Annotated in this window: 16 protein-coding genes; 1 reads left to right on the plus strand and 15 read right to left on the minus strand. The window is 70.5% G+C overall.

Annotated elements, in window-relative coordinates; translation table 11 throughout:
- Positions 1–53: 53 nt before the first annotated feature.
- The 15 genes from B1759_RS05785 to B1759_RS05855 all read right to left on the minus strand — a co-directional run bounded on the left by B1759_RS05785 (position 54) and on the right by B1759_RS05855 (position 21943).
- Positions 54–3077, minus strand: a complete 3024-nt coding sequence (locus tag B1759_RS05785; protein WP_095514079.1) for a TonB-dependent receptor — start codon at positions 3075–3077, stop codon at positions 54–56.
- Positions 3078–3206: 129 nt separating this feature from the next.
- The gene (gene kduI, locus B1759_RS05790) at positions 3207–4037 is read right to left on the minus strand and encodes a 5-dehydro-4-deoxy-D-glucuronate isomerase (protein ID WP_095514080.1); all 831 of its coding nucleotides are present in this window, start codon (positions 4035–4037) and stop codon (positions 3207–3209) included.
- A 56-nt stretch (positions 4038–4093) separates the two neighbouring features.
- On the minus strand, positions 4094–4855 hold the full coding sequence (gene kduD, locus B1759_RS05795; RefSeq protein WP_095514081.1) for a 2-dehydro-3-deoxy-D-gluconate 5-dehydrogenase KduD: 762 nt from the start codon (positions 4853–4855) through the stop codon (positions 4094–4096).
- On the minus strand, positions 4852–6366 hold the full coding sequence (locus tag B1759_RS05800) for a right-handed parallel beta-helix repeat-containing protein (RefSeq protein ID WP_095514082.1): 1515 nt from the start codon (positions 6364–6366) through the stop codon (positions 4852–4854). The genes kduD and B1759_RS05800 overlap by 4 nt, the downstream gene beginning before the upstream one ends.
- A gap of 18 nt (positions 6367–6384) precedes the next feature.
- Entirely contained in the window at positions 6385–7836 is a 1452-nt protein-coding gene (locus tag B1759_RS05805) for a glycoside hydrolase family 28 protein (RefSeq protein ID WP_095514083.1), read from the minus strand.
- A gap of 4 nt (positions 7837–7840) precedes the next feature.
- Complete coding sequence (locus tag B1759_RS05810) at positions 7841–9898, minus strand: T9SS type A sorting domain-containing protein (protein WP_095514084.1); 2058 nt, start codon at positions 9896–9898, stop codon at positions 7841–7843.
- A gap of 65 nt (positions 9899–9963) precedes the next feature.
- Positions 9964–12921, minus strand: a complete 2958-nt coding sequence (locus B1759_RS05815) for a pectinesterase family protein (RefSeq protein ID WP_143537277.1) — start codon at positions 12919–12921, stop codon at positions 9964–9966.
- Positions 12922–12971: 50 nt separating this feature from the next.
- Complete coding sequence (locus B1759_RS05820) at positions 12972–14000, minus strand: sugar kinase (RefSeq protein WP_095514086.1); 1029 nt, start codon at positions 13998–14000, stop codon at positions 12972–12974.
- Positions 14001–14021: 21 nt separating this feature from the next.
- Positions 14022–14672, minus strand: a complete 651-nt coding sequence (locus B1759_RS05825) for a bifunctional 4-hydroxy-2-oxoglutarate aldolase/2-dehydro-3-deoxy-phosphogluconate aldolase (protein WP_095514087.1) — start codon at positions 14670–14672, stop codon at positions 14022–14024.
- A 52-nt stretch (positions 14673–14724) separates the two neighbouring features.
- Positions 14725–16158 carry a tagaturonate reductase gene (locus B1759_RS05830; protein ID WP_095514088.1) on the minus strand — a complete coding sequence of 478 codons (1434 nt, stop codon included), beginning with the start codon at positions 16156–16158 and terminating at the stop codon, positions 14725–14727.
- Between the two features lie 130 nt (positions 16159–16288).
- A complete protein-coding gene (locus B1759_RS05835; protein ID WP_095514089.1) occupies positions 16289–17308 on the minus strand; it encodes a LacI family DNA-binding transcriptional regulator in 1020 nt (339 codons plus the stop codon).
- Between the two features lie 132 nt (positions 17309–17440).
- The gene (locus tag B1759_RS05840; protein ID WP_095514090.1) at positions 17441–18736 is read right to left on the minus strand and encodes a TRAP transporter large permease; all 1296 of its coding nucleotides are present in this window, start codon (positions 18734–18736) and stop codon (positions 17441–17443) included.
- Positions 18736–19374: a TRAP transporter small permease gene (locus tag B1759_RS05845; RefSeq protein ID WP_198948763.1), complete on the minus strand. Its 639-nt coding sequence runs from the start codon at positions 19372–19374 to the stop codon at positions 18736–18738. Before B1759_RS05845 ends, B1759_RS05840 begins: the two co-directional genes overlap by 1 nt.
- On the minus strand, positions 19367–20443 hold the full coding sequence (locus tag B1759_RS05850) for a TRAP transporter substrate-binding protein (RefSeq protein ID WP_095514091.1): 1077 nt from the start codon (positions 20441–20443) through the stop codon (positions 19367–19369). Before B1759_RS05850 ends, B1759_RS05845 begins: the two co-directional genes overlap by 8 nt.
- A gap of 3 nt (positions 20444–20446) precedes the next feature.
- The gene (locus B1759_RS05855; RefSeq protein ID WP_095514092.1) at positions 20447–21943 is read right to left on the minus strand and encodes a UxaA family hydrolase; all 1497 of its coding nucleotides are present in this window, start codon (positions 21941–21943) and stop codon (positions 20447–20449) included.
- Between the two features lie 167 nt (positions 21944–22110).
- Here B1759_RS05855 and B1759_RS05860 point away from each other — a divergent pair, with 167 nt between their 5' ends.
- Positions 22111–23373 (plus strand): dienelactone hydrolase family protein, encoded by a 1263-nt coding sequence (locus B1759_RS05860; protein ID WP_095514093.1) that lies wholly within the window; start codon positions 22111–22113, stop codon positions 23371–23373.
- Positions 23374–23491 lie beyond the last annotated feature (118 nt).

A 23491-nucleotide genomic window follows, 5' to 3' on the forward strand; every position in this document is an offset into this window, starting at 1 on the left:
ATGGGGTGGAGGGAAAGCAGTGAGAGAGAACCCGGCGGCCGGGCAGAAACCGTCTAGAGCGCGAGGCGCAGGCCGAAGTCGACCGTCGTCCCATAGATCTCGCTGTTGTTGACCAGCGTCCGGTCGAGGAACGGCCGGTACTGGAGCGAGCTCTCCTCGACGCCGCTCAGGTTGTTGACGTTGAGGAGGAGTCGGAGGCGGTCGCCGATGGCCTGCGTGAAGGCGAGGTCGACGCGGGTGTAGCCCCCCCGGAGGTTGTCCGCCCCGGTCCGGGTGAAGCCGGCGAAGGACGTGTTGTAGGCGGCCTGGTGGAACACCGAGGCCCGCGCCGAGAACGAGCGGAAGTCGTAGCCCAGCGACACGTTGGCGAAGAAGTCCGGCTGTTCCTGCAGCTTCTGCTCCTCCTCGTACGGGATGTAGGCCACCTGCGCGATCGGCGGGAACGGGGGGCGCTCGATGTAGGTGGTCTCGATGCGCACGCGCGGGATGAACGTGCTGGAGCGGACGACCGAGAAGTTGTACCCCAGCACGAACCCGGACAGCGGGCCGGGCAGGAACCCGAGGCTCGTCTGGTGCTCCACCTCGACGCCGTACACCGTCGTCGGCTGGGCCGAGTTGAACGGCACCCGGAGCTGGAATCGGCTGTTGCCGTAGGGGCTCTGGTAGTCGATGCCCAGCGAGTCGAACACCGCGTTGCCGGTGTACGAGAGCCCGTTGATCACCTGGAAGTAGTCGCCGATCCGCTTGTAGAAGGCGGAGACGCCGAAGAGCCCGAGGCGAGGCCCGTAGAAGGACGTGTTGATCTCGTAGTTCCAGGCCGTCGCGCTCCGGAGGTTCGGGTTGCCCAGCGTGATGCTGTTGCCGGGGAAGAAGAAGCCGTTGTTCCGGGCCACCACGTTCGCCAGGCGGTTGTTGAAGTCCGGCCGCGCCAGCGCGCGGTAGGCCGCCAGGCGGACCGTCAGGAAGTCGGTCGGCCGGAGGCTGAGGTGGGTGTTCGGGAGCCAGATCGTCTGGTCGTAGGTCGCCGAGGTGTCGCGGATGGCGCCCGACGGCACGGGGAAGCCCTGGAGGCCGGTCGGGGCGAACTTGCTCGCGTAGTCGTTGTCCTCGCGCTCGACGCGCAGACCGGCGATCCACGTCACGCGCCGCCCGAGGTCGACGGTGCTCATCAGGTAGCCCGCGCCGACCCGCTCGGTGATGTCGTAGAAGTCCGCCTCGGGCTCGCGGTTGAGCTCGTACTCGGGGTTGGTCCCGGCCTGATCGGTGAAGCCGGTCAGGTTGTACTCGTACCACTCCCGGAGCAGGTCCCGGTCGAAGACGGGCGCCAGCGTGAACCGCCCGAACAGGTCCCGGTTGAGGTCGCTCGACGCGACGAAGTTGCTCGCCAGGATCAGCCGGTTGTTGAACAGCTCCAGGTCCTCGAAGGACGAACCCGAGAAGTCCTTCGGCACGATCGTCCCGTCGGGCTGCTGGACGAAGCGCGGGAAGGGCTCGTTGTAGTAGGGCGAGAACAGCTGACTGCGGTCCCGGCTGCGGCTCTTGCTGCGGTACTTGCCGCCCACCTTCAGCGCCCAGCTCGCGCCGGTGCCGAGGGAGAACGTCCGCTCCAGGTCGAGGAACGCGCCGAGATCGCTGTCCGAGCTCTGCTCGTCGCTCGCGAACGCCGAGTACAGGTACGACTTGTCGAGGTTGTTGAGCGCGTACGGGATGATCCCCTCCAGCTCGCCCCGGCGGACGTCGGTGGGCACCGGCGCGATGCCCGACTCCGGGTTGCCGTCGGCGTCCGTCGTGGAGGGCTCGGTGAACGAGAGCTGGTAGTCGAACGGGAAGTCCGATCCCGACCGCGAGTACGAGGTGCCCCAGTTGGCCTTCAGGCCCAGCAGGTTGTTCTCACCCGCCAAGGCCCCTGTGAACACCCGGATTGTCTGATCCCGGTCGCGGACCGTGTAGAGCAGCAGGTCCCCGGTCGTCGGGTAGTTCCGGCCGTAGGTGATGAAGTTGCGCGAGGTCTGGTTGTAGAGCCCGCTCAGCTTGAGGAAGCCGCCATCCGGGGTGTTGAGGTCCAGAATGAGGCCGGCGCCCTGCCGCTCCCGCGTTTCCGCGGTGTAGTCGAGCTGGAGGTCGTCGATCTGGCAGACCGTGAAGTCGTTGAAGCTGCAGTCGTAGCTGGGGTCATACTCCTCGCGGCTCCGATTGCGGCGCTCGAGGTTGCCCGACAGCTGGACGCCGAGCAGGCCGCCGATGAACCGCTCGCCGTAGCGGAAGTCAGCGTCGTACTGGGAGGCGTCGGCGGCGAGTTCGTTGTAGCTGCCGAGCACGTCGACCCGCACCTCGCGCGAGCGGGGTGCCCGGCGCGTGACGAGGTTGACGCTGCCCGCGATGGCGTCGCCGTCGCGGTCGGGCGTGAGGGCCTTGTAGAGTTCGATGCCCGCCAGCGAGCCCTGCGAGATCGTGCTCAGGTCCACGCTCCGGCTGGCCGCGTCGGTGGGCGACAGCTTGACGCCGTCGACGGTCACGTTCGTGAACGCGCCGCTCAGGCCGCGCAGGGTGATCTGGCTGGCCTCGCCGCCGGAGCGCTGCACGGAGACGCCCGGAAGCCGTCCGATGGACTCGGCCGCGTTGGCGTCCGGCAGCTCTTGGATTTTCGCCTCCGACACCACGTTGACGATCGTGTTGGACGAGAGCTGCTGGTTGATCGCGGCCCGCTGCCCTTCCAGCTGACCCGACACCACCACTTCGCCGAGGACTCCGCTCGGCGACAGTTCGATGTCCAGCGTGACTGTCTGGCCGTCGACGATGGAGATCGGGATCTCTCGGTTCTCGTAGCCGACGTATGAGGCCCGCAGGACGTAGTCGCCGGCCGGAATGCTCCGGACCTGGTACTCACCCTCGACTCCCGTCGCGGCCCCCAGGGACGTTCCCTGGATGAACACGTTCGCGCCCGGCAGCGTGGTCCCTTCGGCCGCATCCGTCACGACGCCTCGGAGTGTGCCTTGAGCCACCGCCACGGAGGCCATTCCCAGCAGCAGCGCGAGAGCGAGAACCGCGCGGAGGGAGGAAGACGTTGCGAGACACATGAGCAAGGGAAGCGCTTCCGGCGAGGATCGGCAGAATGCCCCGGGAGGGTCCCCGGGGCTGGAGTTACCGGTTAAGCTATAGGGGCGGAAGCGCTTTGTCAAGGATTCCCGAAGCCAAATCCGACGCCCCTACCGGAGGTCGGTCATCGCGACGAACTGCATGTCGCCGAAGTCCTGGTTCTCGCCGCCCATCGCCCAGCAGAACGTGTATGCCCCGGTTCCGGCCCCGGCGTGGATGGACCAGCCCGGCGAGAGCACCGCCTCCCCGTCGCGGGTCAGCAGCGTCCGCACCTCCTGCGGCTCGCCCATCATGTGGAAGACCACGTCCTCGGGGTCGACGTCGAAGTAGAGGTAGACCTCCGTCCGTCGCGCGTGGGTGTGGGCGGGCATCGTGTTCCAGACGCTGCCGTCCCGGATCTCGGTGATGCCCATGACCAGCTGGCCGCTCTCGACGCCGCCCGGCCGGACGTACTTGAACAGGTCGCGGCGGTTCGCCTTGGCCTGGCTGCCCAGCTCCTCCAGCTCCGCCTCGGCCTTGCGGATGAGCGTGGTCGGATGCTCGGCGTGACACGGGTAGCTGACGAGGTAGTAGCGCGCCGGGGTCGCGGCGTCGTCGCTGGCGAACGAGACCGCCTCGCTGCCGCGCCCGACGTAGAGCAGGTCGCGGTTGCCGAGGGCGTACGTCTCCTCCCCCACCATCACCGTCCCGGCCCCGCCGATGTTGAGGATGCCGACCTCCCGACGCTCGGTGAACGACCCCGCTGCCAGTTCCTCCGGCACGCCGAGGTCGAGCGGACCGTCGGTCGGCACGGCGCCGCCCAGGACGACGCGGTCCAGGTCGACGAAGCGGAACGTGACCTGGCCGTCCTGGAAGAGGTCCTGGACGAGGAAGCGGTCTCGCAGTTCGGCGGTCGTGAGGCGCTTCGTGCGTTCGGCGTCGGGAAGGGTATGGAGAGACATGGGGAGGGAGTTCGGAAAAGAGGAAGTGGAGAGTCGTCCGGCCCGGAGCGGCTTCGCTACCGCGCCATCCAGCCGCCGTCGACCGTGACGACGGTGCCGGTGACGTAGTCGGAGGCGCGCGAGGCGAGGAAAACGGCCGCGCCGCCGAGGTCGGAGGCCTCGCCCCAGCGGCCCGCCGGGATGCGCTCCAGGATCTGGCGGTTGCGCGTCTCATTCTCCTGCAGCGCGGCCGTGTTGTCGGTGCGGATGTAGCCCGGCGCGATCGCGTTGACCGTCACGCCCTGCCCGGCCCACTCGTTGGCGAGCGCCTTCGTGAGCCCGGCCACGCCGTGCTTGCTGGCCGTGTACGCCGGGACCGTCACGCCGCCCTGGAAACTCAGCAGCGACGCCACGTTGACGATCTTGCCCGCGCCGCGCGCCAGCATCGGCGCGCCGATGTGCTGGCAGAGCTGGAAGACGGCCGTGAGGTTCGTCTGGACGACGTGCTGCCAGTCTTCCAGCGGGAACGCGACGGCCGGGTGGCGGCGGATCGTGCCCGCGTTGTTGACCAGGATGTGGATCTCGCCCGCGGCCTCGAACGCCGCGTCGGCCAGAGCGTGCGGGCCGTCGAGATCCGACAGGTCGGCCTCGACCTGCCACGCCCGACGCCCGATCCCGCGGACGGCGGTCGCCGTCTCGTCGGTGCCGCGGCGCCGGGTGGACGCACAGACGACGTCCGCGCCCGCCTCGGCGAGGGCGACGGCGAGGGCCTGCCCGATGCCGCGGCTGGCGCCGGTGACCAGGGCGGTCTTGCCAGAAAGGGAAAACAGGTCGCTCATCGGGAGACGGTGATCGGAAGGGAGAACTGCGAGACGGCCGTCCGCAGCCGGACGACGTACAGGCCGCCGGCGAGGTCGGCGGCGTCGAGGGCCAGCAGCGACCGGCCGCCGGGGAGCGGACCGTCGGCCAGCACGGCCACCTCGCGGCCGAGCACATCGTGGACGGACACCCTGGCGACGCGGCTCGCGTCCAGCGTGACGGCCACCCGCGTGCCGGTACGGATCGGGTTGGGGCCGGCAAGGGCCAGCGCCTGCGACGCCTCGGCGCCTGGCTCCCCGGCCGTGCCTCCCCCGTCGAACTCGTAGGCGCCCAGGTCCGGCGCGGCGCCTGCGTAGGGGAGCCCCACGTCCTCGCCGAGGTCGACCAAGTCGCTGCCTGCGACGAGGTGCAGGAAGCCGTTGAGGTCCGGCAGGCTCCCGTCCGCCTGGCGGGGGCCGTCGGCGCCGGTGCCGTCGAGGCTGACGAAGTCAGCCGCGGAGGCGCGGTCCACCGACGAGTTCCACGAGTTCGCGGCCTCGTCGGTCACCGAGCCGTCCATGCGGACGCTCGCCGCCAGCGAGACGTTGTTGCGCAGCACGTGCGGCGCCTGCTCGTCGATGGCCGGGTCGTCGTCGAAGTTGAAGTTGACGCCCCGGTTCAGGTAGGCCGTGTTGTGGTAGACGGTCACCCCGCTCGCGTTGCCGTTCACGTCGAAGCCGTGCGCCAAGTGGTCCCAGGCCACGTTCCGGATCAGCACGTGCGCGCCGTTCCCCTTGCCCAGCTTGAAGCCGTTCGAGTCGCCCCGGTAGGCCGGGTCGCCCCAGATGTTGAAGCCGTTGTGGAAGGCCCAGTTGCCCTCGATCCGGACGCCCTGCTGGGCGGGATCGTCGAGGCTCCAGAAGTCGTAGCCGTCGTCGGAGTTGGCCCAGGCGCGGTTGCCGCGGAGCACGTTGCCCGGCCCGACGCCGAACTTGATCGCGAAGCCGTCCGCGTTCTCGCCGTTGTTGCCCGGGTCGTAGTTCTCGTACGAGTCGTTGTTGAGCAGCAGGTTGTACGCCGACCCGTCCTCCATCTGGATGCCCGAGTCGCCGTTGTAGCGCGACACCATCTGCTCGACGATGGTGTAGGACGCCTGCTTGACGTAGACGCCGTTGTCGTTCGACCGCTCGGCGACGAGCCCCTTGAGGTGGACGTAGTCGCCCCGGAGGTCGAACCCGCGCCCGGCACCGGTGAAGTCGAACACGGCCGGCTCGGTGTCCTCGGGGTAGGCCCAGATGTGGAGGTACGCCCCGTCCGTCCCGCTCTTGTCGATGCGGATGGAGGACGTGGACGTGTAGGTCCCGCCGCGGACGTAGATCGTGTCGCCCGCCGCGGCCCGCGAGAGCGCGTTGGCGAAGGTGATCGGCGACGTGATGGTGCCGGAGCCGATCACGCTCCCGTTCGGCGCGACGAAGTAGGAGCGCTGGGCGGAGGCGGTCAGGCCGACCGAGCCCAGCACCAGCAGGGCGAGAAGAGAGAGAAAGCGGGTCATGGTGGGAGGGCGCGCCGGTTAGGAGACGCGCGTGCCGTTGACGGTCACGTCGTCGAAGGTCAGCCCCTCGACGTGTTCGATGACGCTCCCCTGCTCGACGCCGGCGAACCGGCAGTCGGCGAGGTGGACGTCGCGGATGGGGGCGTGGGGGTAGCCGATCAGGTAGAGGGCGTACTCGCTCCGCTGGCTCGTCACGCGCCGCACGTCGATGTCGCGGACGGTCGGCGGGAAGTCGCCGGCGTCGCCCTCCTCGTAGAGGAAGTTGATCCGGACGATGGCGTCGGCGACCTGGCCGGCGGTCACGTCGCGCATGTAGACGCCCTCGACGACGCCGCCCCGGATGGAGTTGGTCTTGATGCGCAGGACGCGCTCCAGGTTGGGCGAGTCCATCTGGCAGCGCTCGGCGAACACGTCGCGCGCGCCGCCCGACATCTCGCTCCCGATGACCACGCCGCCATGCCCGTCGCGCATCGTACAGTCGCGGACGACCACGTTCTGGATGGGCGCCGCCAGCCGCCGCCCATCGGCGTTGCGGCCGGACTTGAGCGCGATGCAGTCGTCGCCGGTGTCGAAGGTGCAGCCCTCGATCAGCACGTCGGTGCAGGACTCGGGGTTGCATCCGTCGTTGTTGGGGCCGTGCGAGTTGGCCGTCACCCCGCGCACCGTCACGTTCGTGCACAGCGTCGGGTGGAGCAGCCACATCGGCGAGCGGACGACCGTCACGCCCTCGATGAGGACGTTCCGGCAGCGTAGGAACTCGACGAAGCTGGGCCGCAGGTAGTCGCCGGTCCCGTAGACGCGCTCCTCGACGGGCACGCCCGCCTCGGCCTGGGCGAAGAGGCGATCGCGGGCCTCGCGCTGCTGGGGCATCCCCTCCGTCCAGCCGTGGCGGTTGTCCTTCCAGGGTCCCTTCCAGGTCCACCACGCCTCGCCTTCCGCCTGCCCGTCCAGCGTCCCGCCGCCGGTCACGGCCACGTTCTCCTGGTCGACGGCGTAGATCAGCGGCGAGTAGTTCATCAGTTCGACCCCCTCCCACCGCGTGTAGACGGCGGGCAGGTACGCCTCCGGGTCCGTCACGAAGCGCAGCGTCGCGCCCTCCGAGACGTGGAGTTCGACGTTCGAGAGCAGGTGGATCGGCCCGGTAAGCCAGATGCCCGGCGGCACCACGACGCGCCCGCCGCCAGCGGCGTGGACGGCCTCGACGGCGCCGCGGAAGGCGTCGGTGGCGACGACCTCTCCCCCCTCGACCGCCCCATGGGCCGTCACCGGCTCGTCGCGGTCGGGGAACCGGGGCGCCTGGATGCGGGCCAGGATGCCGGGCACGCGGTCCCACGCGGCGGCGTCCCGGCCTGCGGCCACGGCCTCCGCCGACGTGCCGAGGCGGGCGCAGCCGGGGAGGACGGCCAGGGCGCCCGCGCCGAGCGCGAGCGTACGGGCGAACTGACGGCGGGAGAGGGTCGGGTCGGTCACAGGATCAGCGGACGACGGTGAGGGTGCGGGTCTGCGACGTGCCGCCCGCCGTCAGGCGAACGACGTAGACGCCAGCGGCCAGCCCGTCGGCGCGGACCGTGACGTCGTGGGTGCCAACGCCCCGGGGGCCGGTGGCGAGCACGGCGACGCGCTGTCCCAGCGTGTTGAACAGCGCAATCTCGACATCCCCCGCCTGGGCGAGGTCGTAGCGCAGCGTGGCCGAGGACCGGGTCGGGTTCGGGGCGCTCGGGTGGAGCACCACGCCCCCCGCGGCGGGGGCCTCGTCCCGGGCGACGATCGCCGGGTCGATGGCCGTGCCGTGGACCGTCATCGCCTGGAGCAGCAGGTAGCGCGTCGCGCTCGCGTTGCCGCCGGCCAGGTAGGGGTACACGCGGACATAGATCGAGTCGCCCTCCAGGACGTCGGTCTGGATCGGGTACGTGCGGAGCGTCGGGCCGCCGAAGTCGCCGTCGCCTGCCGGGAAGTCCTCCTCCAGCGCGACCGCGTCGGAGAAGTCGGCGTTGAGCGAGTAGAACACGCTCGCGGCCATCTCACTCGTGCCGTCGCCGTGGACGTAGACCGAGACGGAGTCGACGCGGAACGCGAACTCGGGGTCCGGGCCTGCGGCGAACTCGACGTAGCGGGTCGGGTCGATGGCCGTCTCGACCTGCCACTGGATGCCCTCACCCAGCCACCAGCGCTGGAACGGGCCGTACGGGCCGACGGCGTCGCCGGCATCCCGGAGGTCGCCGTCGTAGTCGCGGACTTCCAGGTGCGAGGCGCGGACCGTCGCGCCGCCGAGGTCAGGACCGGTCGCGCTCACCGCCGTCGTGTCGGACGCGCTCAAGGTCCAGAGCACGCCCTCGACCGAGAGCGGGGCCTCGGTCGTGCCCGAGATGGTCACGTCCTGGAGCAGGAGGTACCGCCCGACGCTCGGGTCGCCGCTGCTGAGGTACGGATACACGCGGACGTAGATCGAGTCGCCCGCCGCGACCGCGAGATCGAGGGGGTACTCCCGGAGCGTCGGGCCGCCGAAGTCGCCGTCGCCCGCCGGGAAGTCCTCCTCCAGCGCGACCGCGTCCGAGAAGTCGGGCGTGGTGGCGTAGAACACACTCGCGGCCATCGCGCTCGTGCTGCCGCCGTGGACGTAGAGCGACACGCCGTCCACGTAGAACGTCTCGCCGGCGTCGGCGCCCGCGGCGAACTCGACGTAGCGGGTCGGGTCGATGGCCGACTCGACAGGCCACTGGATGCCGTCGCCGCGCCACCAGCGCTGGAACGGGCCGAGCGGGCCCGGCGCGTCGTCCGCGTCGCGGAGCACACCAGTGTAGTCGCGCACGACGACGTCCGAGCTGCGCACCGGGGCGCCGCCCAGGCCGTCTGCGGTGGACGAGACCGCCGTCGTGTCAGTCTCCGTGAGCGACCAGTTGACGCCACGGGCCGGCTCGGGCTCAGGAATCGACCCGTCGCCCGCGATCACCATGTTCTGGAGAAACAGGTAGCGCCCCGAGCTGGGGTTGCCGCCGCCGAGCCACGGGTACACGCGGAGGTACAGGGTCTCGCCGTCCATCAGCGTCTCGCTGATGTCGTAGCTGAACGTCCCGACAGCCTCGCGCGAGATCTGGATGTCCACCTCCAGCGGCGACGGGCTGCCGAACGCCGCATCGGTGTCGATGAACACGCTGGCATCCATCTCGCCCGTCCCCCCCGCGTTCATCACGAAGTCGATGTCGGTGAGCGTGAGCGAGCCGCCCGCCGGGGCGGAGACCGCGAACTGGACGTAGCGCGTCGCATCCGGGCCGCTCTCGACCGGCCATTCAGCGCCGTCGAGGTACCACCGCTGGAAGGTCCCGAGCGGGCCGCCGGACCCGTCCTGCAGCGTGCCGTTGTAATCGCGGGCGACGAGCACGCCCGACGTGACCGGGCTGCCGACGGCGGCTCCGGTCTGCTCGGAGACCCCGAGGCCGTCGGCCTCGGTGAGCGCCCAGGTAACGCTGGACGCGTCCTGAGCGGAGACGGGGAGAACCGCCAGCACGGCGGCGAGGAGGAGCAAGAGTCTCATGGGACTGTGGGGAATGTGGAACAGGATGTCCGGGGCCAGCGCGGTTCGGCACGCCTCCCGAACGGCTAGCGGACGACGACGAGCGACTGGGTATGCGCCGCGGTCGCGGTCGTCAGGCGGACCAGGTAGACCCCTGCCGGAAGCGGCGACGCGTCGAGTGAGGCCTCGTGGGCACCGGCTGCGAGCAGCCCATCGGCCAGCGTGAGCACGTGGCGGCCGACGGCATCGTAGACGCGGACCGACGCGGGCCCGGACTCGGCGAGGTCGTAGCGGAGCGTCGCCGTGCCACGCGTGGGGTTCGGAAACACGGTGTGGAGCGCCGAGGCGAGCGGGGCCGACGGCCCGGCCTCCGATGGCGTGCTGGCACGCACCTCGGGCAGCCAGTCGGCCGCGTAGGGCGTCGCGGCGGAGGTGCGGGCAAAGATGGCCTCCAGCGTCAGCGCGTCCACCTCGGCGGGCGTGAGGACCGAGGCCCACGGGACGCGTGCGCTCGTGTCGGCGCCGGGGCCGGTGTTGCCGCCCTCGGCGTACATCGCCGTCAGGTGGTTCTGCGTGCCCGCCCACTCCAACCACCCGGCCGGGCGGATGTGGGCGCCAATCTCGGAGTCCACGAACACGGTCTGGCCGTACGGCCCCCACGGGCGGCCGAGCGTGCCGCCGTCGACGCCCGCGTCGGCCGTGAGCGTGGCGTTGCGGAAGACGTAGCCGTAGGCAAAACCCAGCTCCGTGTTGGCCGCCGTGATGGGCGCGCCGTCGCGCTTGCTCCGGATCTCGCAGTCGTCGAAGACGGCGATGGAGCGGCCGAAAATGAAGTCGACCGTGCCTTCGATGGTACAGTTCTGGTGGTAGATGCGGCCGTAGCTGTGCGTGTAGTACGTGTCCTGGAAGCCCAGCATCTGGACGTCGTAGAACGCCATCCGGTCGCCGCGCACGCGGAGGGCCACGGCCTGCGAGCCGTTGTAGGTGTTCTGGAACGTGATGTCCTCCGCGACGAAGTCGTCCGCGTCGATGGCGGCGGTGTAGGAGGTGTAGGTGCCCAGCGTGACGCCGTCGACCACCTTGCCCGAGTAGTCGTCCCAGGTGATGACGGTGCTCTCGGCGCCGTCGCCGACCAGGTGGACGTTGATCTTGCCCGCCTCCAAGATCACCTTCTCGGCGTAAGTCCCCGCCTTGACGCGGACCGTGACCGGCCCGGTGTAGAGCGAGGGCACGGCGTCGAAGGCAGCCTGGACCGTCGTGTAGTCCCCACTCCCGTCCTGGGCAACGACGATCTCGATGGGCGGCGCGGGCGCCTCGGTCGTAAACGTGACCTCGGCACCGTAGGCCGTGCCCTGGTCGTTGGTGGCGTAGGCGCGGGCGGTGTAGGCCGTCTCCTGCGTCAGCCCTGCGATCTCGGCCGAAAACGAGCCCAGCCCCTCGCCTGCCTCGGCACACAGGTCGGCCGTCGTGGGCGTGCCGGTGGCCGAGACACAGACGCCGCGCGCGGTCACCGGCAGGCCGCCGTCGAACGTGACCGCGCCCCCGAGCACCGCCGTCGTGACCAGCACGTTCGACGCCTCGGCCGACGTGACGGTCGGGACGGAGAGCGCGCCGAGCGTCGTGAACGTCTGTTCGTCTCCGTAGGCCGTGCCCGCGCTGTTGGTGGCGTAGGTGCGGACGTAGTAGGTCACGTCCGGCGCCAGCCCGCCGAGCGTGCTCACGAACGCGCCGACGCCGTCGCCGTCGACCGTCGCGCCGTCGGCCACCGTCGGGTTTGGCGCGGTGCCATAGGCGACGCCGCGCGCCGTCACGGCTCCCCCCCCGTCCGAGGCGACGGTGCCGCCGCTCACTGCCGAGGTCGTCGAGATCGACGTGACCGCGTCGGTGCTGACCGTCGCGAGGGTGACGATGGGGGTGCCGGTCGTCTCACCCGTCACGACGACCCCCGCGATGTTGAAGTACTTGCCGCTGTCGCGCCCGCCGATGAGCCAGGGGTAAACCCGGACCGTGAGCGAGTCGCCGTCGGCGACGGCCTCGGAGAGCGGGTATGCCACGTCCGCCAGCGCGGAACTGGGCAGCATGGCCGCTTCGTCCAGGACGGTCTCGGTGGCGAAGCCGTCCGCCGAAACGCGGACGCTGGCGCGGAGGTCATTCGAGCCGCCGCTGTTGCCCAGGCGGAGCGCGAGACCGGTGGCCGTGAGCGTCGTCCCCTCCTGCGGCTTGACCACGAACTGAGCGTAGCGGGCGAGGTTGACCTCGGTCTCGTCGGGCCAGTAGCCGAGCCCATTGCCCGGCCCACCCGGCGCGTACACGCGCTGGCTCCCCTCCGACCCGGCGTAGTCGCGGATGACGTACTCGCTGGTGACGGTCTCGTCCAGAGCGACGATGGCGCCCGCCGTGGTGGCCGTCGTCGTCGTCGCGCCGTCGAGGAGCCACGTCGCCGTCGCGGGTGTCGCCGCACTGGCGGCCGTGCCCGAGACCGACACGTCGCGCAGGAAGAGGTACTTGCCCGACGACGTGGAGCCGCCCGGCAGGTAGGGGTACACGCGGACGTAGAGCGAGTCGCCGTCCGGCACCGTCACGTCCACGGGATAGTCGAACGGCCCGATCACGTCGCGCGAGGCCGCGACGTCCTCCAGGACCGTCGCCGTCGCGAAGGACGGGTCGGTGTCGTAGGCCAGCGTCGCGCGCAGGTTGCCCGTCCCGCCGCCGTTGACGGTGAGCGCGATGGCCGTGACGGTCAGCGCCGCGCCCCCGGTGCCCGCCGCCGCGAACTGGACGTAGCGGTCCGGATCGGGCGCGTCCTCGTCGGGCCAGTTGTCGCCCGTGTACCAGCGCGCCAGTCCAGCGGTGCCGTCGCCGAGCGAGCCGGTGAAGTCGCGGAAGGTCAGGTTGGACTGCTGGGTGCCCGAGCCGGCCGCCGCCCCGGAGGTCGCGGTCACGGCGAGGTCAGAGGTCAGCGACCAGCTCACCGAGGCGGGCGACTGGGCGGCACTAGCGGAGACCACCAAAGCGGCCACCAAGATCGCAGAGAGAAGCTTCACCGGTAAAGAAGTCTGGAGAACGGAAAGATGAGAGCGCCCGAGCAGAAGGACTAGCGCTGGACGCGGCCCGAGCCGTCGCCCGCGGCGAGGGCGTCCACCTCAGCGCGCGTGACCAGGTTGAAGTCGCCCGGGATGGTCTGCTTGAGGCACGACGCCGCCACGGCGAACTCGAGCGCGTCGCGCGTGTCGTCCTTCTGGAGCAAGCCCGCGATCAGGCCCGAGGCGAACGAGTCGCCCCCGCCGACACGGTCGACGATCTGGATGTCGTAGCGGGTCGAGCGGACCGGCGTGGCGCAGTCCTTATCGTCGTGGAGGATGGCGCTCCAGCCGTTGTGGCTGGCCGAGAACGACTCCCGAAGCGTGATCGCGACCGCCTCGAAGTCGAACTCGCGCTTCAGCTTCTTGGCTAGCTCGACGTAGCCCGCCTCGTCCAGCTCGGCGCCGTGCACGTCGGTCGCGCCCGCGGTCATCCCGAGGCACTTGTCGGCGTCCTCCTCGTTCGCGATGCACACGTCGACGTGCTCCATGAGCGGCCGCATGGTGGCCTGCGCCTCGTCCGTCGTCCACAGCTTCTTGCGGAAGTTGAGGTCGCACGAGACGGTCGCGCCCGCGGCCTTCGCGGCCCGGGCCGCCTCGGTGACCGTCCGGCGGGCCGTCGCGCCGAGCGCGGGCGTGATGCCGGTGAAGTGGAACCAGCGGGCCCCCTCCATCGCGGCCTCGAGGTCGACTTCGTCGGGCGTCAGCGTCGTCACGGCGGCGTCGGCGCGGTCGTAGATGACCTTGCTCGGCCGCTGGCTGGCGCCCGTCTCCAGGAAGTAGATGCCCACGCGGTCGCCGCCGCGCACGATGAACCGGTCCGAGACGCCGTAGCGCCGCAGGTGGTTGACGGCCGACTGGCCGATCTCGTGGGTCGGCAGCTTGGAGACGAAGTAGCTCTCCAGCCCGTAGCCCGCCAGCGCGACGGCCACGTTGGCCTCGCCGCCGCCGTAGGTCACGTCGAAGGACTGGGACTGGACGAAGCGCGTGAAGCCCGGCGTCGAGAGCCGGAGCATGATCTCGCCGAGGGTGACGACTTTCATTCGAGGTACGGAGTCGATGGGTTAGAGCGACGCGCGGCCGTCCTCCACCGACTGGCGGAGGGTGCGCGCGTGCGCGGTGAGGGTGGCCCAGTCGCCGTCGGCGATGGCCTGCTTGTCGAGCAACGCCGAGCCCACGCCGACGGCGACGGCACCGGCGCGGACCCAGTCGCCCGCGTTCGTCAGCGAGACGCCGCCGGTCGGCATCAGCTTCAGATGCGGCATCGGGGCGAGGACGCCCTTGAAGAAGGCCATCCCGAGCACGTCGGCCGGGAACACCTTGACGGTGTCGGCGCCCGCCTCGGTGGCAGCGAGGATCTCGGTCGGCGTGAAGCAACCCGTCATGGCCGGGACGCCGAGGCGGTGGGACTCGTCGATGATCTCGGTCTTGAACACCGGGCTGACGACATAGCGCGCGCCGGCGTCGACAGCCCGGCGCGTCGTCTCGGCGTCGAGCACGGAGCCCACGCCCACGGTCACGGCGTCACCCAGTTCGCGGCTCACCGCGCCGATCACCGCGAGCGCGTCGGGCGTGGTCATGGTGACCTCGATGGCCGTCACACCGCCCTCGGCGAGGGCCTCGGCCAGCCGCACCAGGCGGCTCGAATCGGCCATGCGGACGACGGCGACGGCGCCGCTGTCGAGCACGGCATCGAGGATCTGGTGACGGGTCATGGACGGGCGCCCTCACGGGCGGAAACAGAGAGTGACAAGAGAGCGATCCGGCTCATGCGTCGAAGCAGCTCGCCACGACCGCACGGCACCCGTCGCGCTCGATGGCGACCAGCGCATCCGCGACCGGCTCCGCGACGACCTCCAGGTCCCACATGCGAAGCGCGGCAGCGGCGAACGCGCGCAGCGCCGCCTCGTCGGTCGGGTCGACGCCCTCCCACCGCGCGCGCCAGTCGTCGGCCGCAGCGTCGGCCGCGAGTCCGTGGATCTCGCCCGGACGGGTCGCAGACAGAAATGCGGCCACGCCCACGCAGAGCAGCGGAGGGGCCTCCTCCATCTTCTCCCAGTAGCGCCGAACCGACGGGGCCACGCGGACACCCAGCTTGGCGGTCTGCTGGAAGGTGATGTCGCGCAGGGCGTGGTCCACGAACGGGTTGGCGAACCGCTCGATCACGTCGTCGGCGAACGCCGCAGCCATCGCCAGGTCGATGTCGAGGCTGGGCACGACCTCGTCCCGGATCAGACGCCGGATGAAAGGCCCCACCACCTCGTCGTCCATCGCCGCGCCGACCGTCGACAACCCGCAGAGGAGCGCCGTCGGGACGGTGGCTGTGTGCCCTCCGTTCAGGATGCGGACTTTCCGCTCGCGGTACGGCGTCAGGTCGTCCGTGACGACGATTCCATCGAGGCCGGTCAGCGGGAGGCGCGTGGCGAGGTCGGCGCCGCCCTCGATGGCCCAGAGGCGGTACGGCTCGGCGACGGTAAGTAAGTCGTCGGTGTAGCCCACCCGGTCGTACAGCGCGGGCAGATCGTCGGGGGTGCCCGGCACGATCCGGTCGACGAGCGTGTTGCAGAACGTGACCGAGCGGTCGAGCCACTCGGCAAAGCGGCGGTCCAGATGCCAGCGCTCGGCGTGCGCGAGGACGATCTCCCGGAGGCGGTCTCCGTTGCCGTCGATCAGCTCGCACGGAAGGATGACCACGTCTCCCCCACGGTAGCCGACCGACTCGGCCCGGGTGGACAGCACGGCGGCCAGTTTGCCGGGGAACGACCGTGGCGGATCGAGATCGGGTCGATCCTCGGGGTCGTCGGCGATGCCCACCTCGGTCGTGTTGGAGACGATCAGGGCGAGGTCGGGGCTGCGCGCCAGGTCGAGGACCGCGGGCCAGTCGTCGGACGCGGCGACCGCACGGGAGACCGACCCGATCACGCGGGTCTCGTCGACCCGCTCCCCCTCGCGGAGGCCTCGGATGCAGAGCGTGTAGAGGCCATCCTGGTCCCCGAGCACCTGAGTCCGGCCGCTGCCGGTCGAGCCGACCATCACCACCCGCCCGGCGTCGAATCCGGCGCGGTTGGCGTCGTCGATGAACGCGTCCGGGAGGCCGCGAAGCAGCGCTCCCGTGCCGAATTGGAGGACTCGCTCCGGGAGCGCTTCCAACGGAGGTGAAACGGAACGCCCCAGGCGGGGCAGATGGACGTCAGTGGGCATGCGACTTTACCGGTTAAGTCAATGATAGTACCCGCTGCGCGTCGGCGCAAGGGGCCCGGCTTCCATCTCGACCGCCCTCCAGACCGGGCACACCTCTCCTGCCGGAGGTCCGAACGGGGACGCTGCAGGCCTACAGCGTAGGCACGGTATGGTCCGTCACGAAGTCGACATCCAGAACGACATGGGCCTCCTCGCCGCGCTTCGGCCGCCCCTCGCCCTCGATCTCGCGGAGCAGCAGTTCGACCGCCCGCAGCCCCATCTCGCGCGTCGGCTGCCGGAGATAGGCGTCCGAGAGCGGGGCGAACACGCTGATCGCGTCGTCGCCGAACGAGACGAGGTAGACGTCGTCGGCCAGGCCCACCTCGGCGAGCGCGCCGTGGACCCCGATGCCGACCGGCTGCGAGACCGCGAAGACGGCCTTCGGCTCGGCACCTGCCGCGAGCAAGTCCCGCATGGCGCGGTACCCGAACCACTCGTCGAACCCGCCCGACACGATCCGGTCCTCGCGGACGGGCAGGCCGTGGGCGCGCAGGGCGTCCTCGTAGCCCGCCCGGCGCTCCCGGCCGATGCCCACCTCCCCGGTGCCGGCGATGTGGTAGATGTCGTCGTAGCCCAGCCCGATCGTGTGCTCGACGGCGCGACGGGCCGCCGCGCGGTCGTCCACGGTGACGCTGCCGAAGCCGAGGCCGTCGATCTGGCGGTCGAAGAACACCAGCGGGACCCCCTGCTGGCGGACGCGCTCGTAGATGCCGAGGTCGGGCGCCTCGCGCGACACCGACACCAGCAGGCCGTCCACGCGCATCGACAGGAGCCGCTCGATGTGGGTGCGCTCCAGCGCCGCCGACTCGCTCGAGACCGCCAGCAGGATGCCGTAGCCGCGCCGGGTCGCCTCCTCCTGGACCGCCTCGATCACGGACGAGAAGAACGTGTGGGCGATCTTCGGCACCACCACCCCGAGCGTGTGCGACCGGTTCGAGGAGAGCGAGCGCGCCACCAGGTTGGGCGTGTAGCCCATCTCGGCAGCTGTCTTCTTGACCAGCGCCCGCGTGTCCTCCGAGATGTCGCTGTGGTCGCGGAGGGCCTTCGAAACGCTCACCTTCGTCAGCCCGAGGCGGTCGGCGATGTCGACGAGGCGGACTTTTTTGACCATGTCTGGAGGCGTGAGCAGTGCGTCGGAGGCGAGTCGCCGCCCCCTCCCCTCAGGGGACGGAGAGACAATCGATCGAGCCGACCGTCACGTGGTTCGGACGTGTCAGCGATCGCCTAAGGTCCGACACGACGCTCAATACCCCAACAACCGCGGCAGCCACAGGCTCAGGGCCGGCACGAAGGTCACCACCAGGAGCGCCACCACCATCGCCAGGAAGAGCGGCACCAGCGGGCGCAAGACCTTCGTGATGGTCGTGTTCGCCACCCCCACGCCGACGAACAGCACCGCCCCGACGGGCGGCGTGCACAGCCCGATGCACAGGTTCAGCACCATGATGATGCCGAAGTGGATCGGGTCGATGCCCAGGCCGACCGCGATCGGCAGGAAGATGGGCGTGAAGATGAGCACCGCCGGCGTCATGTCCATGAACGTGCCGACCACCAGCAGCACCAGGTTGATCATCAGCATGATCGCGATCGGGCTGTCGGTCAGCGCCAGCAGCGAGGCCGTCACGTTCTGCGGGATGTTGGCGTAGGCCATGATCCACGACATGGCCAGGCTCGTCGCGATCAGCAGCATCACCACGGCCGTCGTCGTGGCCGAGTCGAGCAGGATGCGGGGCAGGTCGGAGACGGAGATCTCGCGGTAGACGAACGCGAGCACGAACGCGTAGAGCACCGCGACCGCCGCCGCCTCGGTGGCCGTGAACACGCCCCCCACGATGCCGCCCATCACCACGACCAGCAGAAACAGGCTCGGGATGGCCGAGACGAACCGGTGGGCCACCTCCCCGAACGAGGACCGCGCCTCGCGCGGGTAGCCGCGCCGGAGCGCGATCACGCTCGCGACCGCCATCAGCAACCCGCCGACGACCAGCCCGGGGACGTAGCCCGCCAGGAACAGCGACGCGATCGACACGCCGCCCGAGGCGAGCGAGTAGATGATCAGCACGTTCGAGGGCGGGATGATCAGCCCCGTCGTCGACGCCGTGATGTTGACCGCGGCGCCGAACTCGCGGTCGTAGCCCTCGCGCTCCATGACCGGCGCCATCACGCCGCCGATGGCGCTGGCGGCCGCCACGGCCGAGCCCGAGATGGCCCCGAACAGCATCGACGCCAGGATGTTGACGTGGGCCAGTCCGCCCGGCAGCGTCCCCAGGATGGACTTCGCCAGGTCGATCAGCCGTCGCGCGATGCCGCCGCGGTTCATCAGCTGACCGGCCAGGATGAAGAACGGGATCGCGAGCAGCGTGAAGCTGTCGAGCCCCGTCGCCATGCGCTGGGCGACCGTCGTGACGGCCGGGGCGGGCAGGATGCTGAGCATCATCGCCAGCACCGTCGAGATGCCGATGCTGTAGGCGACGGGCACCCCCAGGGCGAGGAGCGAGAGAAACGAGCCGGCGAGGACGGCGATGTCGAGCCACTCCATCAGGCGTCGGGGATCGGGGAGAAGGAAGCGGCGTCGGCGTCGCGGTTCACGTCGGCGGACTCGGCGAACGCCTCGGCGGTGGTCTCCAGCAGCACGGGGAGCGTCGGCGGGAGGCCGCGGAGCAGGCGCAGGCGCTCCAGGATGAACAGCGTCAGGTAGACCACGATCAGCACGCCGCTGACGGGCAACGCCAGGTACACCACGCCGAGCGGGACCTGCAGCGCGGCCGAGGTCTGCCCGAGCAGGAACGAGAGCGACACCAGGCGCGCCCCGCCGATCACCATCACGAACAGCGCGAACAGCGCCACGATGACGCCGACCACGATCCCGTGCCAGTGGAGCGCGCGCCCCGTCAGCGTCGTCCGCAGCAGGTCGATGGCGAGGTGCGCCCGCTTGCCGGTCGCGTAGGCCGCGCCGAAGAGGCCGACCCAGATCAGGAGGTAGCGCGCCAACTCGTCGGTGAACGAGCTCGGGCTGCTGAGCACGAAGCGCGTGAACACCTGCCACAGCACGTTCAGCACGGCGAGCGCCATCATGACCACGAGCGCCCACCCGAGGGCCGTGTCGAGGGCCGCCTTGATGCGGTACAGCGGATGCCGCTGCATCTCGGGGAGCAGCACGGAGGGGTCGCTACGCATCGGCGTCGGGGGTCGCAGGGGACGCCCCCTCGGTCGAGTCGGCCGGGGCCGTCCCCGAGGCAGAGGGGGTGGGGGTGGCACGGATGGCGTCCAGCACGCGCGCCAGCTCGGGGTCGGCGGCGTAGGCGGCCGTCATCTCGCGGACGTCGGCCTCGAACGGCGTCTTGTCGGCCGAGAGGACCTCCACGCCCGCCGCGCGGATGGCCGCGAGCGCCTCCTCGGTCGACTCCCGCCAGTACTCCTTCTGGACGACCGCCGAGGCGGCGGCGGCGGCCTGGAGCCACTCGCGCTGCTGCGGCGTGAGCCGGTCCCAGATCGTCGTGCTGACGATCAGCACGTCCGGGACGGCGGTGTGCTCGTCGAGGACGTAGTACTTCGCGACCTCGTAGTGGCGCGACGTGTAGAAGCTCGGCGGGTTGTTCTCGGCCCCGTCCACCACGCCCTGCTGCAGGGCCGTGTAGAGCTCGCCGAACGAGATCGGGGTCGGGCTGCCGCCCAGGGCGCGGACCATGTCCATCGCCGTCTGGCTCTCCTGGACGCGGATCTTCATGCCCGCGAGGTCGCCCGGCGTGCGGACGGGCCGGTCGACGGTGTAGAAGCTCCGGCTGCCCGCGTCGTAGAAGGCCAGCCCGCGCAGGCGGTACGGCTCGGGCGCGGCCAGCAGCTCCTCCCCGATCGGCCCTTCCAGGACGGCGAACCGGTGGGCATCCTCGCGGAAGACGAACGGCAGGCTCAGCACCTGGTACTCGGGCGAGAAGTTCTCCAGCACGCTCGACGACACCTTGGTCATCCCCAGCGAGCCGATCTGGAGCAGCTCCAGCATCTCGCGTTCCGACCCGAGTTGCTGGCTCGGGTAGATGTCGATCCGCATCGTCCCGCCGGATTCCTCGGCCAGCCGCTCGGCCATGAACTCCATCGCGCGGTGGACCGGGTGGTCGGTCGCGAGCGCGTGGCCCAGCTTGATGACGGTCACGTCCTGCTCGGCACCACACGCGGAGACCGCCAGCAGGGCGGTGAGCACCGCGAAGCGCTTCCAGAATGGGACGTGAGGGACGGGGGCGTGGGGCATGGGCTAGAGGGTGACGCCGTCCTTCCAGATGGCGATCTCACGATAGTCGTTGTCCTCGTTGCGGGCGCGGCGCTCGCCGCTGGCCGTCGCGCGGATCGTCTCGAACAAGTCGTCCGCCAGGCCGTCCATCGTGGTGGAGCCACTCAGGAGCACGCCCGCGTCGAAGTCGATCCAGTGAGGCTTGCGGGCGGCGATGTCCGAGTTGGTCGCGATCTTGAGCGTCGGCACCGGGAAGCCGAGCGGCGTGCCGCGGCCGGTCGTGAACACGACGACGGTGGCGCCCGCGACGACCTCGGCGGTGACCGAGACGCCGTCGTTGCCCGGCGCGTAGATGAGGTTGAGGCCCGCCTCGGTGGTGGGCTCGCCGTAGTCGAGGACCGCCGTGACCGTCGCCGTGCCGCCCTTCTGCGTGGCCCCGAGCGACTTCTCCTCGAGCGTCGTCAGGCCGCCGTCCTTGTTGCCGGGCGAGGGGTTCTCGTAGATCGGCTGGTCGTGGTCGATGAAGTACTGCTTGAAGCGGTTGATCATGCCGACAGTCGCCTCGAACACCTCGGGCGTGGCGGCGCGGTTCATGATCTGCTGCTCGGCCCCGAACATCTCGGGCACCTCGGTCTGCAAGACGGTCCCGCCCATCCCCGTCAGCCGGTCGGAGACGCGGCCCACGAGCGGGTTGGCGGTGATGCCCGAGAACGCGTCCGAGCCGCCGCACTTGACGCCCAGCACCAGGTCCGAGACCGGGCACGCCGTCCGCTCGTCGTGCTCCGCGATGGCGACCAGTTCCTCGACCATCTCCAGCCCCTCCTCGATCTCGTCGCCGACGAGTTGGGAGGTGAAGTAGCGGATCCGGCTCCGGTCCACGTCGCCGGCCCGCTCCAGGAGCGTCTCCAGGCGGTTGTTCTCGCAGCCCAGCCCGATCACGAGCACACCGCCCGCGTTGGGGTGGCGGATGAGGCCCGCCAGCACGCGCTGCGTGTAGCCCAGGTCGTCGCCGAGTTGGCTGCACCCGTAGGGGTGGGAGAACGAGTGGACGCCGTCGACGCGGTCGCCGAAGCGGTCGTTCGCCATCCGCGCGATGCGCTCGGCGGCGCGGTTCACGCAGGCGACCGTGTTGATGACCCAGATCTCGTTGCGCGTGCCGACGCGGCCGTTCGCGCGGCGGTAGCCCTGGAACGTCGGCACCTCGCCCTCAATGGGCGCGGGCGGAGCGACCGGGTGGTAGGCGTAGTCGTGGAGCTCGCCCAGCCCCGTCGCGAGGTTGTGCGAGTGGACCCACGCCCCGGCCCCGACCGCCTCGGTGGTGTGCCCGAGGTGGGCGCCGTACTTGACGATGTCGGCCCCGGCGTCGAGGTCGCGGAGGGCGATCTTGTGGCCCTTGGGCACGTCGTCGCGGAGCGTCACCTCCCCCTCCCCGACCGGCACGGTCGTCCCCGCCGCCAGCGGCTCGATGGCGACCGCGACATTGTCGTCCGGGTGGACCTGAAGCGCGAGGGGGGTCTGCATTCGCCGTCTTTACCGGTTAAGCGTTTCGTAAGATAGCGTCCGCCACGATTCGCGCAAGCGGTTCTCCTTCCGGCTGATTCTGCCCGGCGGCCGCCATTCTCCTCGCTGTGTGCGCGCCCTCCTGCCGCTCGCCTCGGCCGTCGCAGGTCGAGGCCTTCGCCCCCCGCATGTCTGACGCCATCCCGTCCCGCCGCCAGTTCCTCCAGGCCCTCGGGCTGGGCGCGGTCGCCGTCCACGCCAATCCGGCCGCAGCGCTGACCCCGCCCGCCGCTCTGCCGAGGCTGGGGCTCGCGTCGGACGGGGGCTCGATGCTCGGCGCCTACGGCGACTGGGCGGCCAGGCTGGCCCTCGACCCGCCGACGTTCTCGCTCCGCCGCGATGGCTGGCCGAGCCTCGACGACTGGCGGGCGCAAGCGCGCGACCGGCTGCTCGCACGGATCGCCCCGCCCGAACGCGGCGCCATCCTGACCCCGGAGGTCGTCCGCACCGTCGAGCATGACGGCTTGCACATCGAAGAACTGCGCTGGCGGATGCCGGTCGGGCCGCCCGTGGAGGCCGTCTTCCTGAAGCCCGCGGGGGCCACGGCGCCGCTGCCGGGCGTGCTCGCGCTCCACGACCACGGCGGCGACAAGGTCCACGGCTGGCGGAAGGTGGCCGAGACCGATGCGCCGCGCTCGCCGATGATCCAGCGCCACCTCGACTGGCTCTACAGCGGGCGTCCGTGGGCCAACGACCTCGCGAAGCGCGGATACGCCGTGCTCGCCGCCGACGGCCTGGCGTTCGGCAGCCGCCGGGTCCGCCTGGCTGACGTGCCGGAGCGCATCCGGGACGATCTTCCCACTGCCCCGCCAGTCTCCGAGGACGAGATCCGCGCCTACAACCGCTGGGCGAGCGGCTACGAGAGCACCTTCGCCCGGTCGCTGTTTTCGGCTGGCACCACGTGGCCCGGCGTCACCCTCGCCGACGACCGGACCGCGCTCGACGTGTTGTGCAACCGGCCCGACGTGGACGCCGGCCGTGTCGCCTGCGGTGGCCTCTCGGGTGGCGGCCTCCGGACGGTCTACCTCGGCGGCGTCGACCCGCGCGTGAAGGCGGCCTTCTGCGTCAGCATGATGACGACGTGGACCGACTTCGTGCTGAACAAGAGCCACACCCACACCTGGATGGTCTACGCGCCGCTCCTCCCGAATGAACTCGACTACCCGGAGATCCTGGGCCTGCGCGCGCCCCTGCCCACGCTCGTTCAGATGAACCGCCAGGACCGGCTGTTCACGTTCGCCGAGACCGAGCGGGCCGACGCCATCCTGCGCGACGTGTTCGAACGCGCGGACGCGGCCGACGCCTACACGGGGGCGGTCTACGACGGCGACCATGCCTTCCCGCTGCCCCTCCAGATCGACGCCTTCGACTGGCTCGACCGGACGCTCTGACTCCCTGCGTCTCTGATCTCGGCTTCGAGGCAGGCGGAGTCCGGTGTCGAGCCCCAGTCCTGACGCCCCTGCCCGCGCGGGGCGTCTCGGATGCGTAAACACATCGGGGGACGGGAAC

Origin of the sequence: Rubrivirga sp. SAORIC476, from assembly GCF_002283555.1 — a bacterium.
GTDB lineage: Bacteria > Bacteroidota > Rhodothermia > Rhodothermales > Rubricoccaceae > Rubrivirga.